This window comes from Arthrobacter vasquezii (assembly GCF_029455255.1).
Classification (GTDB): Bacteria; Actinomycetota; Actinomycetes; order Actinomycetales; family Micrococcaceae; genus Arthrobacter_D; species Arthrobacter_D parietis.
The window spans coordinates 70075-87779 of record NZ_JAROKN010000009.1; the positions used below are offsets into that span (position 1 = coordinate 70075).

13 protein-coding genes are annotated in these 17705 nt (G+C 57.8%); 4 read left to right on the top strand and 9 right to left on the bottom strand.

Annotated elements, in window-relative coordinates; genetic code table 11:
- Positions 1 to 54 precede the first annotated feature (54 nt).
- Positions 55 to 2748 (top strand): lysozyme, encoded by a 2694-nt coding sequence (locus P4U43_RS06100; RefSeq protein WP_277357917.1) that lies wholly within the window; start codon positions 55 to 57, stop codon positions 2746 to 2748.
- A 49-nt stretch (positions 2749 to 2797) separates the two neighbouring features.
- Here P4U43_RS06100 and P4U43_RS06105 read toward each other — a convergent pair whose 3' ends face one another.
- Positions 2798 to 3163 (bottom strand): DUF2304 domain-containing protein, encoded by a 366-nt coding sequence (locus P4U43_RS06105; RefSeq protein ID WP_277357918.1) that lies wholly within the window; start codon positions 3161 to 3163, stop codon positions 2798 to 2800.
- 2 nt (positions 3164 to 3165) lie between these two features.
- On the bottom strand, positions 3166 to 3831 hold the full coding sequence (locus tag P4U43_RS06110; RefSeq protein ID WP_277357919.1) for a glycosyltransferase family 2 protein: 666 nt from the start codon (positions 3829 to 3831) through the stop codon (positions 3166 to 3168).
- A gap of 119 nt (positions 3832 to 3950) precedes the next feature.
- On the opposite strand from P4U43_RS06110, the gene P4U43_RS06115 reads away from it, so the two are divergent.
- From P4U43_RS06115 to P4U43_RS06125, 3 genes are all read left to right on the top strand, one after another.
- Entirely contained in the window at positions 3951 to 5144 is a 1194-nt protein-coding gene (locus tag P4U43_RS06115) for a polysaccharide pyruvyl transferase family protein (protein WP_277357920.1), read from the top strand.
- Positions 5056 to 7185: a DUF6541 family protein gene (locus P4U43_RS06120; RefSeq protein WP_318533006.1), complete on the top strand. Its 2130-nt coding sequence runs from the start codon at positions 5056 to 5058 to the stop codon at positions 7183 to 7185. The genes P4U43_RS06115 and P4U43_RS06120 overlap by 89 nt, the downstream gene beginning before the upstream one ends.
- A 108-nt stretch (positions 7186 to 7293) precedes the next feature.
- Positions 7294 to 9270 carry a DUF6541 family protein gene (locus P4U43_RS06125; protein ID WP_277357922.1) on the top strand — a complete coding sequence of 659 codons (1977 nt, stop codon included), beginning with the start codon at positions 7294 to 7296 and terminating at the stop codon, positions 9268 to 9270.
- A gap of 51 nt (positions 9271 to 9321) precedes the next feature.
- Here P4U43_RS06125 and P4U43_RS06130 read toward each other — a convergent pair whose 3' ends face one another.
- From P4U43_RS06130 to P4U43_RS06160, 7 genes are all read right to left on the bottom strand, one after another.
- A complete protein-coding gene (locus P4U43_RS06130; RefSeq protein ID WP_277357923.1) occupies positions 9322 to 10050 on the bottom strand; it encodes an ABC transporter ATP-binding protein in 729 nt (242 codons plus the stop codon).
- Between the two features lie 2 nt (positions 10051 to 10052).
- Positions 10053 to 10955, bottom strand: a complete 903-nt coding sequence (locus P4U43_RS06135; RefSeq protein ID WP_277357924.1) for an ABC transporter permease — start codon at positions 10953 to 10955, stop codon at positions 10053 to 10055.
- Entirely contained in the window at positions 10952 to 12973 is a 2022-nt protein-coding gene (locus tag P4U43_RS06140) for a glycosyltransferase (protein ID WP_277357925.1), read from the bottom strand. Before P4U43_RS06140 ends, P4U43_RS06135 begins: the two co-directional genes overlap by 4 nt.
- On the bottom strand, positions 12970 to 14157 hold the full coding sequence (gene glf, locus P4U43_RS06145; RefSeq protein WP_277357926.1) for a UDP-galactopyranose mutase: 1188 nt from the start codon (positions 14155 to 14157) through the stop codon (positions 12970 to 12972). Before glf ends, P4U43_RS06140 begins: the two co-directional genes overlap by 4 nt.
- A gap of 140 nt (positions 14158 to 14297) precedes the next feature.
- Positions 14298 to 16184, bottom strand: a complete 1887-nt coding sequence (locus tag P4U43_RS06150) for a glycosyltransferase (RefSeq protein ID WP_277357927.1) — start codon at positions 16182 to 16184, stop codon at positions 14298 to 14300.
- On the bottom strand, positions 16181 to 17176 hold the full coding sequence (locus P4U43_RS06155) for a glycosyltransferase family protein (protein ID WP_277357928.1): 996 nt from the start codon (positions 17174 to 17176) through the stop codon (positions 16181 to 16183). Before P4U43_RS06155 ends, P4U43_RS06150 begins: the two co-directional genes overlap by 4 nt.
- Positions 17177 to 17543: 367 nt before the next feature.
- A partial coding sequence (locus tag P4U43_RS06160; RefSeq protein WP_277357931.1) for an integrase core domain-containing protein occupies positions 17544 to 17705 on the bottom strand: 162 nt, incomplete at its 5' end.

Here is a 17705-nt window from a genome sequence, read left to right on the forward strand (position 1 = left end):
TTTCCTGGGAAACGCCCGGCCCCTGCCGGGGCTTGCACTATCTGGAGATTTCCCTTGATAGCTTCCCGCGCCTCGAAAACATTCGCACTCTCCTCGCTGGTCACTCTTGGCCTCCTCGCCGGGATGACGCCAGCGGTCGGAACCGAAACGCCGACGACGACGGCCACGGCTCCGGCGGAAGTCGCCACCGCTTCCCCGCCGGCGGCTCCGGCGGCTCCTGCGAGCGAACCCGCGGATCCCGTAGAGGAACCGGCACCATCGCCGGCGGCCTCGCCTTCGCAATCATCAGTGGCACCAGAGGCGCCCGCTGCTCTTGATTACCGAAACAACTCCGACCTGCTCGCGGACCTCATAGGAGAACATGGGGCAAGCATGGGACAGGGCATCGAGCGTCTGGAAGTGACGGGAGATGCGCAAAAGCCGGCACCCGGGGAGGATGCTTCCCCGCTCAGCAACGGTGCTGACTCAACCGATTCAGTCGAAGGCGCAGCAATGGCGCCCCTTGCAACCAACTACTGGCAACCGTCGTCGGGCGTCCTTGGTGTCGACGTCAGCAGCCACCAAGGCTACGTGGACTGGGACGGCGCATGGAACTACGGCTCGCGTTGGGCCTACGTGAAGGCGACGGAAGCGCTTGTCTACAAGAACCCTGAGTTCGGTCACCAGTACAACGGTTCCGGCGACCGAGGAATGCTCCGCGGTGCCTACCACTTCGCTATTCCGAACGTCTCGAGCGGTGCTGCCCAGGCGAACTACTTCGTCGCAAACGGCGGCGGCTGGAGCGCGGACGGGAAAACCCTGCCGCCGCTCCTGGACGTGGAATACAACCCCTACGACGAGCTTGGCAACGACTGCTACAACATGAGCGCATCGCAGATGGTCACTTGGATCCGGGACTTCTCGAATCGGATGGTGACCCTCACCGGCCGCAAGCCGATGATTTATACAACTACCGACTGGTGGAACCGGTGCACAGGCAGCAGCACGGCCTTCTCGGATCATGCGCTGCACGTGGCCTCCTACAATAACTACGGCGCAGGGACTTTGCCCGCCAGCTGGGATTTCTATAGCGTCTGGCAGTACACCGACTCTGGTCCGGTTGTCGGCGACTGGAATCAGTGGAACGGGTCCCTCACCAGCCTCCAGGCTTTCGCACGGGGCGGCAGTGCTCCCACGGCCGTCTCACCCAAGCCGTCGGTGCGGTCGCTCGCGGATATGGTGGCGGTCGACTCGTCCGGCACGCTATGGAACTACCCGGCCAACGGTAAGGGTGGTTTTGGCGCAAGATCCCAGATCGGCTCCGGGTGGGCCAGCGCCAAGTCCATCAACCCGGCGGACTGGAACGCGGACGGCACCATCGACCTTCTTGCCCAGTGGAACAACGGAACATTGAGTTACTACCCAGGCAAGCCGTCCGGCGGCTTTGACTCGCCCGTCCAGATCGGTTCTTCGGGCTGGCAGGACATCAGCATCGCCGTCGGGCCCTGGGTCAAAGGCCAAGGCATCACAATAGTCGGCGCGCGGGCTGACGGCACGCTTCACTACTGGCCACATACCTCCACCCACCGGCTCGGCAACGCCGTGAGAATCGGATCCGGTTTCACCGACATGCCCATCGTCATGGCCGATCAGAACCTCGACGGACGCATGGACCTGCTCTCACGCGACTCCAACGACAACCTGCTGCGCTACACCGGAAGCGGAACCGGAACCATCGTCTCCGGCTCACGGACCGTGGTCGGTAACGGGTGGGGCGTGATCGATGCCATCAATGTTGTCGACGGCTTCAACGGCACCAGCAGCCGCGGGATGATCGGACGCACCACCACGGGTACCCTCTGGTATTACCCGTTCACAGCCAATGGGTTCGCCAGCGCATCCACGGTTGGTTCCGGATGGAGCTCCTACACCATTGCTGGTACTGACTTCACGTCGACTGCCCCCGCTCCGGAGCCGACGCCGGCGCCCGAGCCAGAACCTTCGCCCGCACCAGCCCCAGCCCAGCCGTCGGTGCGTGCGCTCGCGGATATGGTGGCTATCGATTCAAGCGGCAAGCTCTGGAACTACCCAGTCAACGGGAAAGGCGGGTTCGATGCGCGGTTCCAGATCGGTTCCGGGTGGAGTGCAGCCGCGTCCATCAATCCCGTGGACTGGAACGCCGACGGCACCATCGACCTTCTCGCGCAGTGGGACAACGGAGTCCTGAACTACTATGCGGGCAAACCTACGGGTGGCTTCAACTCCCCTGTTCAGATAGGAACCGGATGGCAAGGCATCAGCATCGCCGTCGGTCCCTGGGTTAAAGGACAAGGCGCGGCTGTGGTTGGGGCGCGCTCCGACGGCGCTCTCTACTACTGGCCTCATACCTCAACACACCGGCTTGGCAAAGCAGTGAAAATCGGATCCGGCTTCACGAATATGCCCATCGTCATGGCGGATCAAAACCTCGACGGCCGCATGGACCTGCTCTCACGCGACTCCAGCAACAACTTACTGCGCTACACCGGAAGCGGAACCGGAACCATCGTCTCGGGCTCGCGCACCACCGTCGGGCGCAACTGGGGCGGCATTGATGCAGTGAACGCAGTCGACGGCTTCAACGGCCCAACCAGTCGCGGCATGATTGGACGCAACACGGCTGGCTACCTCACGTATTACCCGTTCACCACGGCGGGCTTCGGCAAAGCCCGAACCGTCGGTTCCGGCTGGAGTTCCTACACACTCGCCGGAACGCCCTTCGACCGGTAGCCCTCCCTGAGCGGGTGTCCCTGAGCGGCTGAGAAACGATTACCGAGGATCAGTCTCTGCTGGAATCTGCTGGTGCCTCCCAGGGGCGCTCAGCTTCATCGATCGCGATACGCCGAGCAAGGCGGGTGAGACTCATTTCTGTGTGCCGGAAGCGCTGGTAGGTGGTCGCCATGAACACGAGGAAGGACACCACCAGGCCGTATAGCACCAGGTCGGTTCCACGTCCGATACCAAACCATGATGCGACGGTGGTCATCATGGACGGGAAGAAAATTGATAGAGCTGCCGCAAAGCCGAAGGCAATGAGGAGCATTCGCCTGATGGCAAGGTGCCGGGCGTTGCTGCCCCCTCGCATGAGCACCAGCGCTGACGCCACTACGGCCAGGACGAGCGCAAGCTGAACGAATATAACCATTTCTACCTCAAGAATAGTTCGGCAAGGATGTTGACCGAGTTGAGCAGGGACTGACCCTTCGATTTCGAGTAATCCGTGTAAACGATTTCGACCGGGTGTTCCACCCATCGAGGTTGAAGTTCAGCAATGCGATGCACAATCTCTGAAGCGTGAGCCATTCGATTCTGTGTGAGTTGTACGTCCCGAACGAAATCCCGTCCAAGAACTCTCAGTCCGTTGTGCGCGTCCGTCAATTCGAGTCCCGTTGCTAACCGGGACTGAATGGCCGCCGTCTTGAGGACGAGGCGCTTGAGACGAGTCAGCTTCGTGCGCTCGTCCAGGAACCGCGAGCCCAGCACTATGTCCGCCTCGCCACTGCGGATACGAGCGAGCATCTCGAGGGCGTCGCTCTTCCGATGCTGACCGTCAGCGTCGAAGGTCACTACCGCGTCCATCTCCGTGTCCTGCAGTGCGTACTCGAACCCTGTCTGCAGTGCAGCGCCCTGACCAAGATTGATCGGATGCTGAACGACGACGGCGCCCGCAGCTGCCGCGATTTCCTGAGATCCGTCGGTGCTCCCATCATCAATGCAAACAACGCGCTGAAAGTCGCGCCGAAGATCACTGACGACATCACCCACAACGGTGGCTTCGTTGTACATGGGAATGACGAACCAGGCATGACTCACGTGCTTCAGTATCCCATAGCGCGTATCGCCTCGGCAGCGACACCTCAGCTTGCCTTTCACTCCAGCCTTTGCCCACGATCCACTCAAGACCGAGGAGCACTGCGATATAAGGTGTTCGAATGCAGCCAGAACTCCTCTACCTCGTTTCACCAGCAGGGAACCCCAACTTCGGCGATGAATTCATCGCTGCATCGTGGTTGAAGTATCTGTCTGCAACCCGTCCGGAAGCGGACGTATGGTTGGACTGCCCCCAGCCAGGGCTCGCGCAGGTGTTGTTCGACGGTATGCACCCTCGGCTTCGGATAACGAACACCCTGTGGCGCCTTACTCACGACAACGCAAATCTTCCGCCCGATGAATCACGCGCGACGGTGCGAGCACGCGTAATTGGACTTGGCTCACCTGCTTATGATCTTGGACTCCTGAAACTCCGGGAGGCGACGTCACTTCACCTGCTCGGCGGTGGTTACATTAACGGAAACTGGGAGCATCACGCCGCTCTCATTCATTCCATGCGTGCCGTGCAAGAGATAACGAGTGCTCCCCTGTTTGCAACCGGTCAAGGACTAATGCCTGCGATAGCATCCGAACGCGGAGCACAGACGCTCTTTGAAGGCTTCGCGCACGTATCTGCCCGTGACGATGCGAGTGCACGCGCCTATGGGATAGACCTCGGTCTTGATGATGCGTTTCTGGGTGCGGCTGAGACTCGAAGTGGAGCGCTGCCTGGGCTTTATGTCTGCATACAGAACGATACGGTGGACGCCGGCGCTTTCGATCAGGCCGTGCAGTTTGCGAGAACGCGGGCGATAGAGGCGCGGCAGGAAGGCACCGCGGTATTTTACGTCGAGGCCATTCCCGGCGGAGACCGAGTAGGGTTCGAAAAGTTGTCGGACATCATCCCGGAAGATCACTTCATTCCTTTCTCAAGGATCTGGTCCGAGGGGCTTCCCGTGGCCAGCGACCAAGTTTGGTTGACGAGCCGGTTCCACTTCCATTTGTTGGCTTCAGCCGCAGGAGCAAGGGGGGTCGCGTTCGCAATGAAGGAAGGCTACTACGACGTCAAACACCAATCCTTGGTCTCCCTCGGTAGCGGGTGGACTGTCGCAGGGCCTGGGCAAGAGCCGGCGTTCCCCGCTCCATCTGGTGCACTTGTCGACAAGCTCCCAGCGCTGGCCGCAAGCAAAAGAACAGAAGCGGCGAAGATGTATCTAGCGGGCGTGGATGCCACAGCGACATCCAGCTCTTTCAGAGGCGACACGTCCTCCAAAGCTACTTTCGCGACCCGCCTTCGAAGCCGTCTTGCTCGCTAGCCATAGTTCAACGCTCCCCGTGGCCGAATTATTGTCCTTCGCACCGTCCGTTACTTTTTTAGCGACAACTTTGTTCCTACCGGGGACCGTTTTGCTTTTACTCGCGCGGCTCGACGCTTTCACCGCGACCGTGCTGGGCCCCGCCGTCACACTTTTCCTCCTGGCTGTGAGCTCAGTGCTTGTCGACGCTGCGCAACTCCCTTGGAACGCCTACACAGCCGCCGGGAGCGTCCTCTTGTTCTGGATTGTTGCGCTGGTGATTTGCAGAATATGGATTCTCCCGCAATATGTTGGCGTCCTGACGAGCGCGAGCAGGACGGTCCGCGCCGCGGTCGCAGGTGGAGTACTGACAGCGACTGCTCTGACCTCTCTAGCCCTTGCACGCGGTATCGGGACCGCGGACAGGGTCTCCCAGGGCTGGGATCCGATCTTCCACTCGAATGTGCTTCAGTGGATAAGGGATTCAGGAAGCGCGACGCCGTGGACCATAGCTCCGATCTACGCCGAAGAGCGTACGTCGTACTATCCGGCTGGGTGGCATAGCTTTGTCAGTCTGTATCCCGGCAGCCTTACAGAAGCAGCAAACAGTTCTACGATAGTCATCGGAGCAGTTGTATGGCCGCTGGGCCTTGCATTGCTCGCTTCGGTGGTACTTCCCCGAGTTCCTGCTACCTGGGCAATAGCGCCCGTGATCGGAGCCTCTTTCGTCAGCTTCCCGTTTGCCCAGTTGCTGCGCAGCGGCCAATGGCCGAACGGGCTCGCCTCCGCCTTGGTCCCGGGCGTGTTGGCCGTCGTGATTCAACTGCTGTACCGGATTTGCTCTCCGGACCGCAATAAGAGATGGTCCGGTGACACGGCCTGGTTGGCTACTGTTGCGGTTTTGGCGCTCCTTGGCGCCGTCGCCGCTCACCCCAGCAGCGTTTTCGCCCTGCTCGTCGCGGCACTCCCTTTTGCCGGATCCGCCCTTCTGCCTTCCCTTATCCAAGGGTTCCGTAGTCGGCCATCTCGAACGTTGGTTCTTGTCGGCGTCGCTCTCCTCGCGGCCGGAGGGATGGCGGCAACTTTGGCCTCTTCTCCGCTCTTGCACAGCGTTGTGTCATATCCACGGGCGGTGCGGGCAGTATTCCCCGACTCAATATGGTTTGCGTTGTTCGACCTACCACGTTTCCCGGTGTTGAGCGGGCCTACAATAGAAGAACTGAACCTGATTGTCGGCTTATTGATGGTGTCGGGCGCGATCCTTTCCCTGTTGAGAAAAGAAACCCGGCCGCTTGCAATGTCATTGGCATCATTCGTACTACTCCATATCCTCGCGGCGGGACCCGAGAACCCGCTCCGCTGGCTCACGGGCGTTTGGTACAAAGACACGCAGAGAATCGCGCCTTTCATCGCCATGTTGGGAAGCATCTGCGCAGCATTCGGGTTAGTTGCCGGAGTGTCGGCTCTTGTAAGAGGCGCGGACCGCTTCGTCCGTAACGTATCGAAACGGCCGATGCGCGACCGGACTGACTTCGTAACCGGCCTCGTTCTAATAGGCATTCTGATATCGATCTATGTCACTTCCTCAAATTTCCGGTCAGCCGATCGAATCGCCGTTTCGGCGCGAAACTACATCACGAATCCACAAACCAGCCTGGGCGTCCTTTCGCCCGGGGAACAGGAATTCATCGAGATGGCTGGTTCTAAGCTTCCCAAGGATGCCAAGATAATTGGGGACCCCTTCAACGGCGCGGCGGCGTTCTATACTTTGACTGGCCATGAGGTCGTTTACACACAGCTCGGGTCGGCGTCTGGCGGCATCGAAGAAAAGAAGCTTTTGCAGGCTAGGTTCAATGAGATCCACACAAATGATGCTGTGTGCGACGCTCTTCAACATGTTGGAGCGACACACTTCTATGAAGACGCACCCGGCATGTCTCACGGCAGTTCGAGCCTCAGTGCTTGGCCGGGATTCTACGATGTACCCACGGACTCAGGCTTCAGACGGGTAGAGGCTGAGGGACCGTGGACGCTCTACGAAATCGTTGCTTGCAGACAGTGAACAGGATGGATTAAGAGTCGTGATAACGTCGCAGGTTGACCGAATGGATCTGAAATCGTATGGGGTTGGGTGAGCTGGCCCTAGATCGTTGATGTGGCAGGAGTATCAATGCCCTGGTGGGACGCCCTACCGTCAGTTTTCGTAGCCGCTGCATTAGTACTTTTGCCGGGCGGCATCTTCGCCGCCTGTCTCGGCTTCAAGATTGACATAGCAACCGGGCTCGCCCCCGCCTTCTCCGTAGCCATGTCCGGCGTTGCAGCAGTGATCCTCTCGATCATGGGTGTCGGGTGGTCTCCAACCACGTTCGGCTTAACCGCTATCGTGATGATTATCCTGGCTCTCCTCCTCAGGGTTGTCCTTCGACAACCGACACAGTTGCGACATCAGGTGCAGATCAGCCGCCGGAGCTTACTCGGGGGCACTCTTGGTCTGGTTCTGGGATCTGTCGCGTCGGCCTACAACCTTGTTCGCATCTTCGATAACCCTGACAATATCGCCCAGCGATACGATAATGTCTTTCATCTCAATGCAGTCCGATACGTCCTGGAACAGGGTGATGCTTCGACCCTCACGTTGGGACGTATGCTTCAGCCCGATGCGGCGGTCGCGTTATACCCGGCCGTTTGGCATGGCTTTGCGGCCCTAGTCGTTCAGGCGACCGGGCAGGACATTCCTGTGTCGGTGAATTCGCTGAATATCGTCCTTGCATCCCTCGTTTGGCCACTAAGCCTCCTCCTGCTCGCACGAACCATCTTTGGTTCGCGATTCCTTGCGCTGGTCTTTACCGGACTGTTCTCCGCAGGGCTCCCGTCCTTCCCTTTAGGTTTGATCGACTTCGGTCCGCTGTATCCGAACATTGTTTCTTACGCCATACTTCCTGCGGCGTTGGCCCTCGTGCTTGCGGCGGTGAAGGCAGGCTCAGCTCCCCGCTTTCACCCGGCGGTTCTTGCCCTCGCACTCCTCGCGACAGCCGCAGGCCTGCTGCTGGCCCAGCCCAATGGCTTCGTCGCGCTTATGGCGCTGTCCCTACCAGCCGTGATCTGGCGTTGGTGGTGCTGGCTCAAGCGAATTGGGAAGGAACGCGGGCCCAAAAGTACATGGCTTCCATTGCTAGCAGCTGCGGCCTTCGCGGTCGTCTTCGGATGGATATGGGAATCCGTCCTCATTAGCTACGACACCTGGCTGCCGTTTACCCGCTATGCGAGTGCCATCGGGCAAGCTTTGACGAGCGCGCCCCATGAGCGAGAAATACCTGTAGCCATCGCGTTTTGCACGGCTATCGGTCTCGCAATCCTAGTGAGACGAGGCCGTTGGCCATGGCTCATCGGTATTTACGGCGTATCAGTGCTGCTCTATGTCGTTGCCGCTGCGCAACCGCGAGGTGCTGTACGAATCGTTTTCACGGGAGCGTGGTACCAGGATCCACAACGTCTAGCCGCGCTGCTTCCTCTTCCCACAATTATCATCGCTGCATACGGGGCGGCTTGCCTGACGAGGATGATTGCAGAGCGGACAGCGTCTCTCGGTCGCCTCGCGCCTGTGAAGGAGAATTGGATTTCCGCCCTGGCCTGGGGACTTGCCGCTGCTGTGGCTGTCGTCATAGCGGTTCTAAGCCAGCGGGGTCCGATCGACCAAATGGTGTTGGAAAGCCGGTTCAACCACACGTACGAAGGCAACCCGACAATCCTGTCACCAGATGAGCTGCAGCTCCTGGAGCGTTTGGATCGTCATGTGCCAGAGCAGGCGGAAATAGCTGTCAATCCATGGAACGGCGGATCGCTCGCCTTTGCCTTCAGCGGACGTGAGGTTACTCAGTACCACATGTCCTCTGAAGAGCTAGGACCTGAATTGGAAGTTCTCGCAAACAACCTCAGCACCGCTAGCACGGACTCAAAAGCTTGCGAGATCGCCCGCGACGATAATGTGCAGTATGTCTTGGACTTCGGAGAACGTTACCTACTCGATCGCGAGGCGGCACACAAGTATCCCGCCTTTGACGGCGTGGATAAACAAAAGGCGACGAATTATCAACTGGTGGACCAAGAAGGCAGTGCCAAGTTGTACGCAATCACGAACTGCTTTTGATCGCGCTCTTGAGTAGAACGGCCGGGATAATGATCGGTGAGGTGAAGCCGGTCACATTCCCCGGATATGGGCGATGGCTTCTGCAACCGGAGCATCGTGCACTACGCGCCCCTTTTCAAGTACTACCCCACGTCGACAGACTTGAGCAATCAAGTCCAAGTCATGACTCACCACGACGAGCGTCTTGCCTGCTTCAGCCAACTCCTTGATTTTAAGTATGCATTTGCGTTGGAAAGGCTCATCGCCAACAGCCAAGATCTCATCTATGAGGAAAACATTTGGGTCAGTATGAACCGCCACCGAAAAGGCCAACCGAAGATACATCCCTGAGGAGTAGAACCGCACCTCGGTGTCAATAAATTCGCCAATTTCGGCGAAATCGACGATGGAATCGAACTGGCGATGAATATCCTTCTCGGACATTCCAAGGATGGCGCCATTGAGGAAAACGTTATCCCTTCCACTGAGGTCGGGGTGGAACCCCGCACCAACCTCGATCAGTCCCGCCACGCGTCCACGAGTCCTGACAGTCCCTACGTCGGGCAGCATTACGCCAGATATGTGCTTGAGGAGTGTGGACTTTCCCGATCCGTTAAAGCCCAGCAGCGCTACGGTCTCGCCCTCCTCCACCATGAGCGAAACGTTATCCAAGGCCGGGAATGTGCGGGAAAGGTCGCCCTTACGGCCTTTCAGCAGCCACAACGCTGTCTCTTTGAGAGAACGTGTATGTCTGAGCGCGAACCGCTTCCGAATGCCGGTGATCTCGATTGCCAAACCCATTTTTACAACTCCTGCGCGAAGCGGCCCTCAAGGCGTCGGAAAAGATACTGGCCGAAGACGACCGTCACTAGCGCGGAAACGAATGCAATCGGAAGCCACACTGCAAAGAAGTTGGGTGGAAGGTCGAACTGCTGATCCGACGTCGGGAGCCAAAAAGCATAATGAAAAGTTTCGACGCTCACCGTCAGCGGATTAAGCATGTAGACCGATAATGCGGTATCGCCCAATTGCCTCTGCACCATTTCCCACGAGTACAGAACGGGAGATGCCCAAGTTGCCACCATCAAAAGCATGTCAACAAGATTCTCAGCGTCGCGATAGTAGACATTGATTGCTCCGAAGATCAGACCAAGCCCGGTCGCTAACAAAGCGGCGATAATGAACCCCACCACCGCCGACCCCAACTGGATAAGCGAGGGGGACCATCCAGTGAACATGCAAGCTACGACGAGGATAACGATCTGCGGAAGGAAATGAACAGCTGAGACCCATATCGCCGACACTGGGAAGAGTTCCCGGGGCAGATATATTTTCTTGATCAACCCACTGTTCCCGACGATAGAACGAGAGGCGTTTCCCAGCGCTTCAGAAAAGAAATTAATCAGAACTATCCCGGAGAAAAGATAGATTGCGTAGTTCGGAAGTCCGTCGGGGTTCCTCGCGCTCTGTTCAAGACCAAGGAAAATACCGAGCGCTACATAGAAAACTACGAACTGCACGCCCGGTTTTACATAGGACCAGACGAGACCCAATATGGACCCACGGTAGCGGACCTTGATTTCCTTGTCGACCAAGAGTTTGAGGAGAAAACGATGTCGGGCAACGTCGCGCAAGCCTGCACCGCGCCCAGGTATTCTCAGCTCTGCTGAGCCGGACGTTCCGGGTCCCTGAGGTACTGCTGTCATTCCGCCTTATTTCCATTTGTACCCGCGGCGGCGAAAGTGTCGGCCCAGGCAGCAGGAGAAGTGAACTGCGGCATAGCCGACTTGTAGAGCTCAGCTAGGTCATCCCACTGTACGAGCAGACGCCGATGGAGTATCGCGCTTCTGAGCGCAAGTTCGCGCGCCTTCTCTGCATCGCGCTTGTGCCACGAAACACCGGCTCCGTCCGAGGATGTGACCAGGGCAGAGTCGAGATGTGAGAGCCGCCACCAGCGGGCATCCATGGCTGCAACGTGCTCTTCGGGATGCTGTTTCGCTTTATCGGGGACGGGTTTGATTTGATGCAGTACTCCAGACGCAACCTTGACGAGTGCTGCCGGAATACTATGCGCCTGCGTCGGCCCTTTACCCTTGCGTGGCGGTTTGCTTCGCTTTACGAGGGGAAAGGACTTCGGATCAGCGGCGATACGTGCGTCATCGAACTGCTCCCTCACTGCCCTTACCTCAGGGAGCTTTGAGCCAAGCGTCTCGTGAAGGTGATCCGGACCGGATAGTAAGTCCTCAAGCGCTCGAAGACGCAACTCAACCGATGAATATTGCATGGAGAGTAAGTGGCGGACATCGACAGCGAAGCTTTCTTGGGGCATACGCCCACCGCGCTTGTACGGCGAATAGAGAAGAGTGGCGAGCCAACGGTTGCGCTGGTGATAGTAGGCCTGCCAGTCGATAGTGTCGTCTTTCTCAGTCCAAGGCATGTGCCAGACGGCCGCTCCGGGAAGCGTTGCCGTTCGGTACCCGTTTGCCTGTGCCCGTATGCCGTACTCCACGTCGTCCCACTTGATGAAGACAGGGAGGGCCAAACCAATATCGTTGATTATCTCCGTTGGGATGAGGCACATCCACCATCCGTTGTAGTCCACATCAATTCGCCGGTGCATCCAGGGAGTGTCCCGTAGGTTGCTTGCGGCAAAGTCATGAGCTTCCTCTGTGTTGGGAGATAACCCATAGCGGAATCGGTACCTGTCCACGGACTCGCCGAAATGATGCATCACGGAACGCTCGAACAAGTTGAACATGTGCCCGCCCACAATGGTCGGTTCAGTTGTGAAGTCGGCGAATTGAGCCGCCCTTAGCATCCCCTCGGTTTCCATCTCCACGTCGTCGTCGAGCAGCATCACATAGCTGCTCTCGGAGTCCCTGATGGTCTCCATCATGCCTCTGGCGAATCCGCCCGAGCCGCCGAGGTTCGTTTGATTAACAGTTGCCAGGCGACCGTTCAACTTGGACTCGACGTCAGAGAACCCTTCCTCCTCCGCCACCTTCCGAGTGCCCTGATCTGTGACGACTACGCGGTGAAGCACCTCCATCAGGTCCGTGGAGGAAGCGATAGTAGCGAGATTCCGTACACAGTAGTCTGGACGGTTGAACGTGGTTATCGCGATCGTTAGTTTTCCCGCGGAAAAGGCTTCTGGTTCCGGTACGCTCCAGTGGGCGTCCTGCAGAGTCACTTCCTCCCGGTGCGCTGCCAGGTCGAACCAGTACCACCCTCCATCACCGAAATTGTTCAGTGGCAGCTCGACGGTCAGAGTGTGACCCTCCGTTGCGCCTACCCGCTGGCTGCTGACCCGATTGATAATTCCGCGGGCTGTCGAGCGGTAGATGGTGACAGTCGCGTCGCCGTCGAGTTGAACGCTCAACCGCACCGAACGGATATCTGTATGGGCGCGCCAGTAGCTCCCGGGGAAAGCGTTGAAGTAAGTGCCCAGCGAGACGCGTCCGTGTGCCGGGAGTTTTAACCGACGGCGATCAAGCACGTAATCTGGATGCGTTTCAGTGGCAGGCAGTGTGACCGATTGTGATTTGTTATTCGAGCCAATGCCGTTCCTGTCCGGTTGCACATGCCGGGCGGTGCTGAAGTCAGCGTAAAGCGGCATCGTATCTACGTCGCCCGCCTCAGGAAACACAACCCTGTGGACCGTCCGCCAGTTCGGTTCCCAGCTCGAACTGCTATTACGTTCGTTCACGACGGCAGGTGTACTCATGCGTCGATTCCCCCGCTCTCAAATTTGGCGCCGCCATCGAAATGAGGCTTGATCTTGTTATCGAACATGGACAGCGCGGAACCTATCGCCATATGCATATCGAGATACTTGTACGTTCCCAACCGGCCTCCAAACAAGACGTTGTCCTCGCCCTGAGCGAGCTTGCGGTACGCCGCTAGCTTTGCTCGATCGCTCTCGGTGTTCACGGGGTAATAGGGTTCATCGCCCTTCTCAGCGAACCGGGAGAACTCACGCATGATTACCGTGGCGTCCTTCGTGTAGTCGCGCTCAGGATGAAAATGCCTAAATTCGTGAATACGGGTGTAGGGAACATCTTCGTCGGGGTAATTCATGACTGGGCACCCTTGGAAGTCCTCGACCGGAAGCACCTCTTCTTCTAAGTCGATAGTCCGCCAAGACAAGTCGCCCTCAACATAATCGAAGTACCGGTCGACCGCGCCTGTGTAAACCACTGGGACCTGACCGCGGGTGGCGTTACGAGAATATGCGTGACCATCATCGAAGAAATCAGTGTCCAACTCCACTGTGATGTTGGGATGCGCCGCCATGCGCTCGATCCAGGCGGTGTACCCGTTCACCGGGAGACCCTCGTACTTGTCGTTGAAGTACCGGTTGTCGTAGGTGTATCGGACAGGCAGTCGCGAGATGATTTCGGCGGGCAGATCCTTCGGATCCGTCTGCCATTGCTTGCCGGTGTAGTACTTGATGAAGGCCTCGTAAAGCGGCCTGCCAATGAGCTGGATGCCTTTGTCGTTCAGATTCTCCGGGTCGGTACCAGCGAGCTCGCCTGCCTGTTCCTGGATCAAGGCGCGAGCTTCCGTTGGTCCCATGGACGATCGGAAGAACTGATTGATAGTGCCGAGGTTGATCGGCATCGGATACACCTCGCCCTTGTGGCTGGTATACACCTTGTGCTGGTAGCTGGTGAAGTCAGTGAAGCGGTTGACGTACTCCCACACCCGCTCGTTCGAAGTGTGAAACAGGTGAGCGCCGTATCGATGCACCTCGATGCCGGTCTGCTTCTCATTCTCGCTGTAGGCATTTCCGCCTATATGGTGGCGACGGTCGAGGACAGCCACCCTGAGTCCAAGCTCCTGCGCGGCGCGTTCAGCGATGGTCAGGCCAAAAAAACCCGACCCCACTACGACGAGATCAACACTCACAATTTTCCCTCCACTGGTTGCCGCTCGGTGGCCGCACGGCTTCGCTGGAATCAGCAAGAAATGGGGCACAGCACGATGGCTCCCGAAAACATTCCTTCGCAAGGCTACCGGATTTCAGTAACCACCCACGAGAAGGATGGTCAGGTCGCCGGGCCGCTAGCCTTATGACAAGCATGAATAAGCGCCGCGGGCCCATAAACTAGTTGCGCATTGGAGCGTGTTCGCAGCTTCCATACGGCTCGGATAGCTATCTCATCACCCGCTACGACTATGTCCGAGCTCTCTATCGAAGCTTGGACCTCTCCGTTCCTAAGCACTGCTCTTGCGAAGCGACGTGCGAGAAGTCCTCGTTCGATCAGTCGCCCCATGATGCCGACGAGGCCAGGCGCACTAATAATGGGCTTCAGGACTGCCTGAGCGGAGGGCGACAGCGAAACGACCGGCAAAGCCACAGAAGAATCTACCGTGGCTTGCGGATAGGCCGACCACACATCTGGTGACGAATGAGTAACGCCGGCCAGACGCTGGCCTAGATGCTCGATGATCCCGGGAGCCGTCTGGCGATCGGCTGAAATAACACCGACCCTCAAGCGTCGATTGCGATTCCCCGCGAGAGGCTCTTCGATCTTGGATTGTTCACCGGCGTCGACGCTCGGTACGTTGCCGGGCATAGCCACCAGCTGTGATTTCAAACCGGCGCCACTATTGACGGTTTCCGCCAGCTCGGCTATGACGGGCTCAAGCATGCGCGATCGCAAGAACTGTTGCCCGTATTCCCATGCTGCGGATGCGCGCTCGTGGTCCGGACACTTCAAATATTCGGCTGCCGCCCCAAGCGCTCGCGCAATGCCATCCTCCGTGAGCGACTGCGCAGGAAACCAGAGAGGGTAATCCTTCAATAGATCAGTAGCCGCGTTGCTGAGTTCGTGCACAGAGACAATCGGCAAACCAGTTGCGAGGTACTCAGCCGTTTTCCCGCCGGTCACATACCGTCCTCCTGCAAGGAGGAGAATTAAAGCGTCGAGACTCTGGTAGAAATTTGCGACTTGCCGCTTAGATATGGGGCCGTCGTACTGTAATCCGTGGGGCCTCATGTCCTTGAACGATTCTAGGACATGAGTACTTACACGCCCTGACGAACTCAACTTACCTCGAATGACCGCTCTTGCAGCTGGCTCGCTGACGTCCTCGAAGACTCCAAAAGCTCTTCGCCACCCGGCGAATAAAATTTCGATGGGGCTGTTGACGTGTGGGATAGTACCGAGATATCCAAATGTCGGCTTTTCGACTGGTTCAACTCTTGGCTTGCTATGTCCCGGCTGCATATCGAAACCGTTTGGGACTACCCGCATCATGTTTCGAGCTGACGGGTATCTCCGTGCGTACTCCTCGAGGATTCTATTGTTCACAAACCATATCTGCTCGGCGCCTAACAGTAGAGAAGATTCTAACCGACCATTGCGTGACTTGGGCGTGAAGGATTCTTTCCCGCTGATCGTGTTGAAGGCCCAAGCGTCTCGATAGTCCAAGACGTAGGGTACGCCCTCCAATGACCGTGCAACCTCGAACCCAACATACGGGGCTGCAGATGCCATTGTTAGATCGACGGTATGGCTCGTATGGATCTCTTTAGCCGCCATGATTGCTTCGGGAAGCCAGAGTCCGTGAAACCGCTCAGGAAAGTGACGTCGGCTGCGGAGTTCGAGCAGCCTGCTCCATACGAATGGTGCATCAACGCGAAGCCTTGAGAAACGGCGGAGATTTCCTCGTCCAGGCTCCTCCGATCCACCATCGCTGATCCTCACAATCCTTATCCGCTCATGAACGGACCGCAGAAGCTCGTCATCCCGTCCGGAGACCTCGGACCAAATATCGCCGTGAATGGTGAGCACGGTAACGTCCCAACCCGCAGCTGCAAACTGATTAGGCACCGCGACACATCGATATACCGATGACGCCGTGCTGGGAGGAAAAGCGAAAGCAATGTACAGAAGATGGGGACGGCCAGTTGTTGCTATTTCTTTCATCCTTCTACTGCTTGCTCCGTCCTACCGCTGAGGACCTCTCGATAGACCTCCGAGAGGCGTTGCACCATCCTTGCCGGATCATGGTGCCGCGACACGTACTCCTTGCCTCCAAGTTTGGCCGACGCAGAGGGGGGGTCTCTCAGAAGTTCAAGGACTGCATAACCAGCGTCGGCTCGATCGACGATAAGGGCGCCTCGGTCCTTCTTGGAAAGATAACCGTCGAAGGGATCGGGAAAAACCAACGGGATACCCATAGCCATCGCCTGAAGTTCGCTGGTGGCAAGGATTCCGGCGGTCTGTCCAACAGCTACATGCGCTTTCGCCATCTCACAGAGGAAACCAGTAACGTCCATTCTCGGAACCAGTTGCACTCCGACATGTGATGCGTCTGCAGCCCGGTCTCCCCAATCGATGCCGACCACATCGGCGCGGTCCCCCACTGCAGCGACGACCTCTTTGGCAACCCTGATCTGCCCGTCACCTCCTTTTGTCCTGTCCCAGCGTGACGGGAAAAAGACCCGCGGTTTGGCTGCCGGTGTCCAACTGCTCAACAGATCGAAGTCCAATGCGATTGGCATATATTCCGCATCGACACGAGCTCGCTTAGCCTTTTCCTCTAGATCGGGCGTTGCATAAAAGACATGCTGAGCTGCATCGATATCTCGTTTAATTGCTTCATGGTACTCGTCCTGCCAGTATGTTTCTCGGATGTCGGTCCCGTGCAGCGTCAGCACGTAAGGTCGCTCTACACGCCCTCGCGCCCATTTAGCACGGCCTCCCATGTGCACATGCCAGAGGTTCGTTCGCGGATAATTGGCTACCAACTCGCCGAAGAACCGGTACCTTGCCCATCGGGTGCCACGTCGCATCCACGGCCCCTGAATCTGTCTCCACGAAAGATGCTGGCGTTTCGCTTCCTTCACCAGGACCGCTCCGACCCCGGCGCAATCGAACAAGTGCGTGATGCGATTCCGTGCAACCATGTTGGCCATCATCTCACGGAAGAAAGTGCCAATCGACGGGGCGACCGCAGCGTCGGACGCGTTAGTGAACGATGGCAGTAGTCACATCCTGGTAGAGCTCAAGTAGACGCGAAGCGTGGACAATTGGACTTCCGTGACATCGTGCGTATGCGAAGCGAATGAGCGCGTCGGAAAGGAACCAAAGAATCGACAAAATCCCCCGACAACGCGGGCAACGCCACCTTCGGCCTTAGTGGTAGCGCCCCTGTACGCTGCCACACCTCAAAGGCGTCATGCGAGCTAGAGGCGTCGAAGCCCAGGCTTCGACGCTGAGCCAAGTCGGAAGTTCGCTCAGATGCAACACTGGTGATTGGGTCCCCGGTTAGCAGTCCAGTGGCTATGCGATAGCTAGTTGATTTTTCTGCGTCCAGTTGTCCCAGTATTGTTTCGGCGTCATGCCGTCGAGGGATCCGTGGGGCCGTTCATGATTGTAGATGTCCTTCCACTCGTCGGCCAAGTACTTCGCTTCGGCCATGGTGTCGATGATTTCCCCGGTGAG

Bases quoted from the DNA above. Each gene is read 5' to 3' on its own strand.
- P4U43_RS06115 (WP_277357920.1), top strand. From the start codon at position 3,951: ATGCAGCCAGAACTCCTCTACCTCGTTTCACCAGCAGGGAACCCCAAC.
- P4U43_RS06150 (WP_277357927.1), bottom strand. From the start codon at position 16,184: ATGAAAGAAATAGCAACAACTGGCCGTCCCCATCTTCTGTACATTGCT.
- P4U43_RS06140 (WP_277357925.1), bottom strand. From the start codon at position 12,973: ATGAGTACACCTGCCGTCGTGAACGAACGTAATAGCAGTTCGAGCTGG.
- P4U43_RS06125 (WP_277357922.1), top strand. From the start codon at position 7,294: ATGCCCTGGTGGGACGCCCTACCGTCAGTTTTCGTAGCCGCTGCATTA.
- P4U43_RS06120 (WP_318533006.1), top strand. From the start codon at position 5,056: ATGCCACAGCGACATCCAGCTCTTTCAGAGGCGACACGTCCTCCAAAG.
- P4U43_RS06135 (WP_277357924.1), bottom strand. From the start codon at position 10,955: ATGACAGCAGTACCTCAGGGACCCGGAACGTCCGGCTCAGCAGAGCTG.
- P4U43_RS06105 (WP_277357918.1), bottom strand. From the start codon at position 3,163: ATGGTTATATTCGTTCAGCTTGCGCTCGTCCTGGCCGTAGTGGCGTCA.
- P4U43_RS06130 (WP_277357923.1), bottom strand. From the start codon at position 10,050: ATGGGTTTGGCAATCGAGATCACCGGCATTCGGAAGCGGTTCGCGCTC.
- P4U43_RS06155 (WP_277357928.1), bottom strand. From the start codon at position 17,176: ATGGCCAACATGGTTGCACGGAATCGCATCACGCACTTGTTCGATTGC.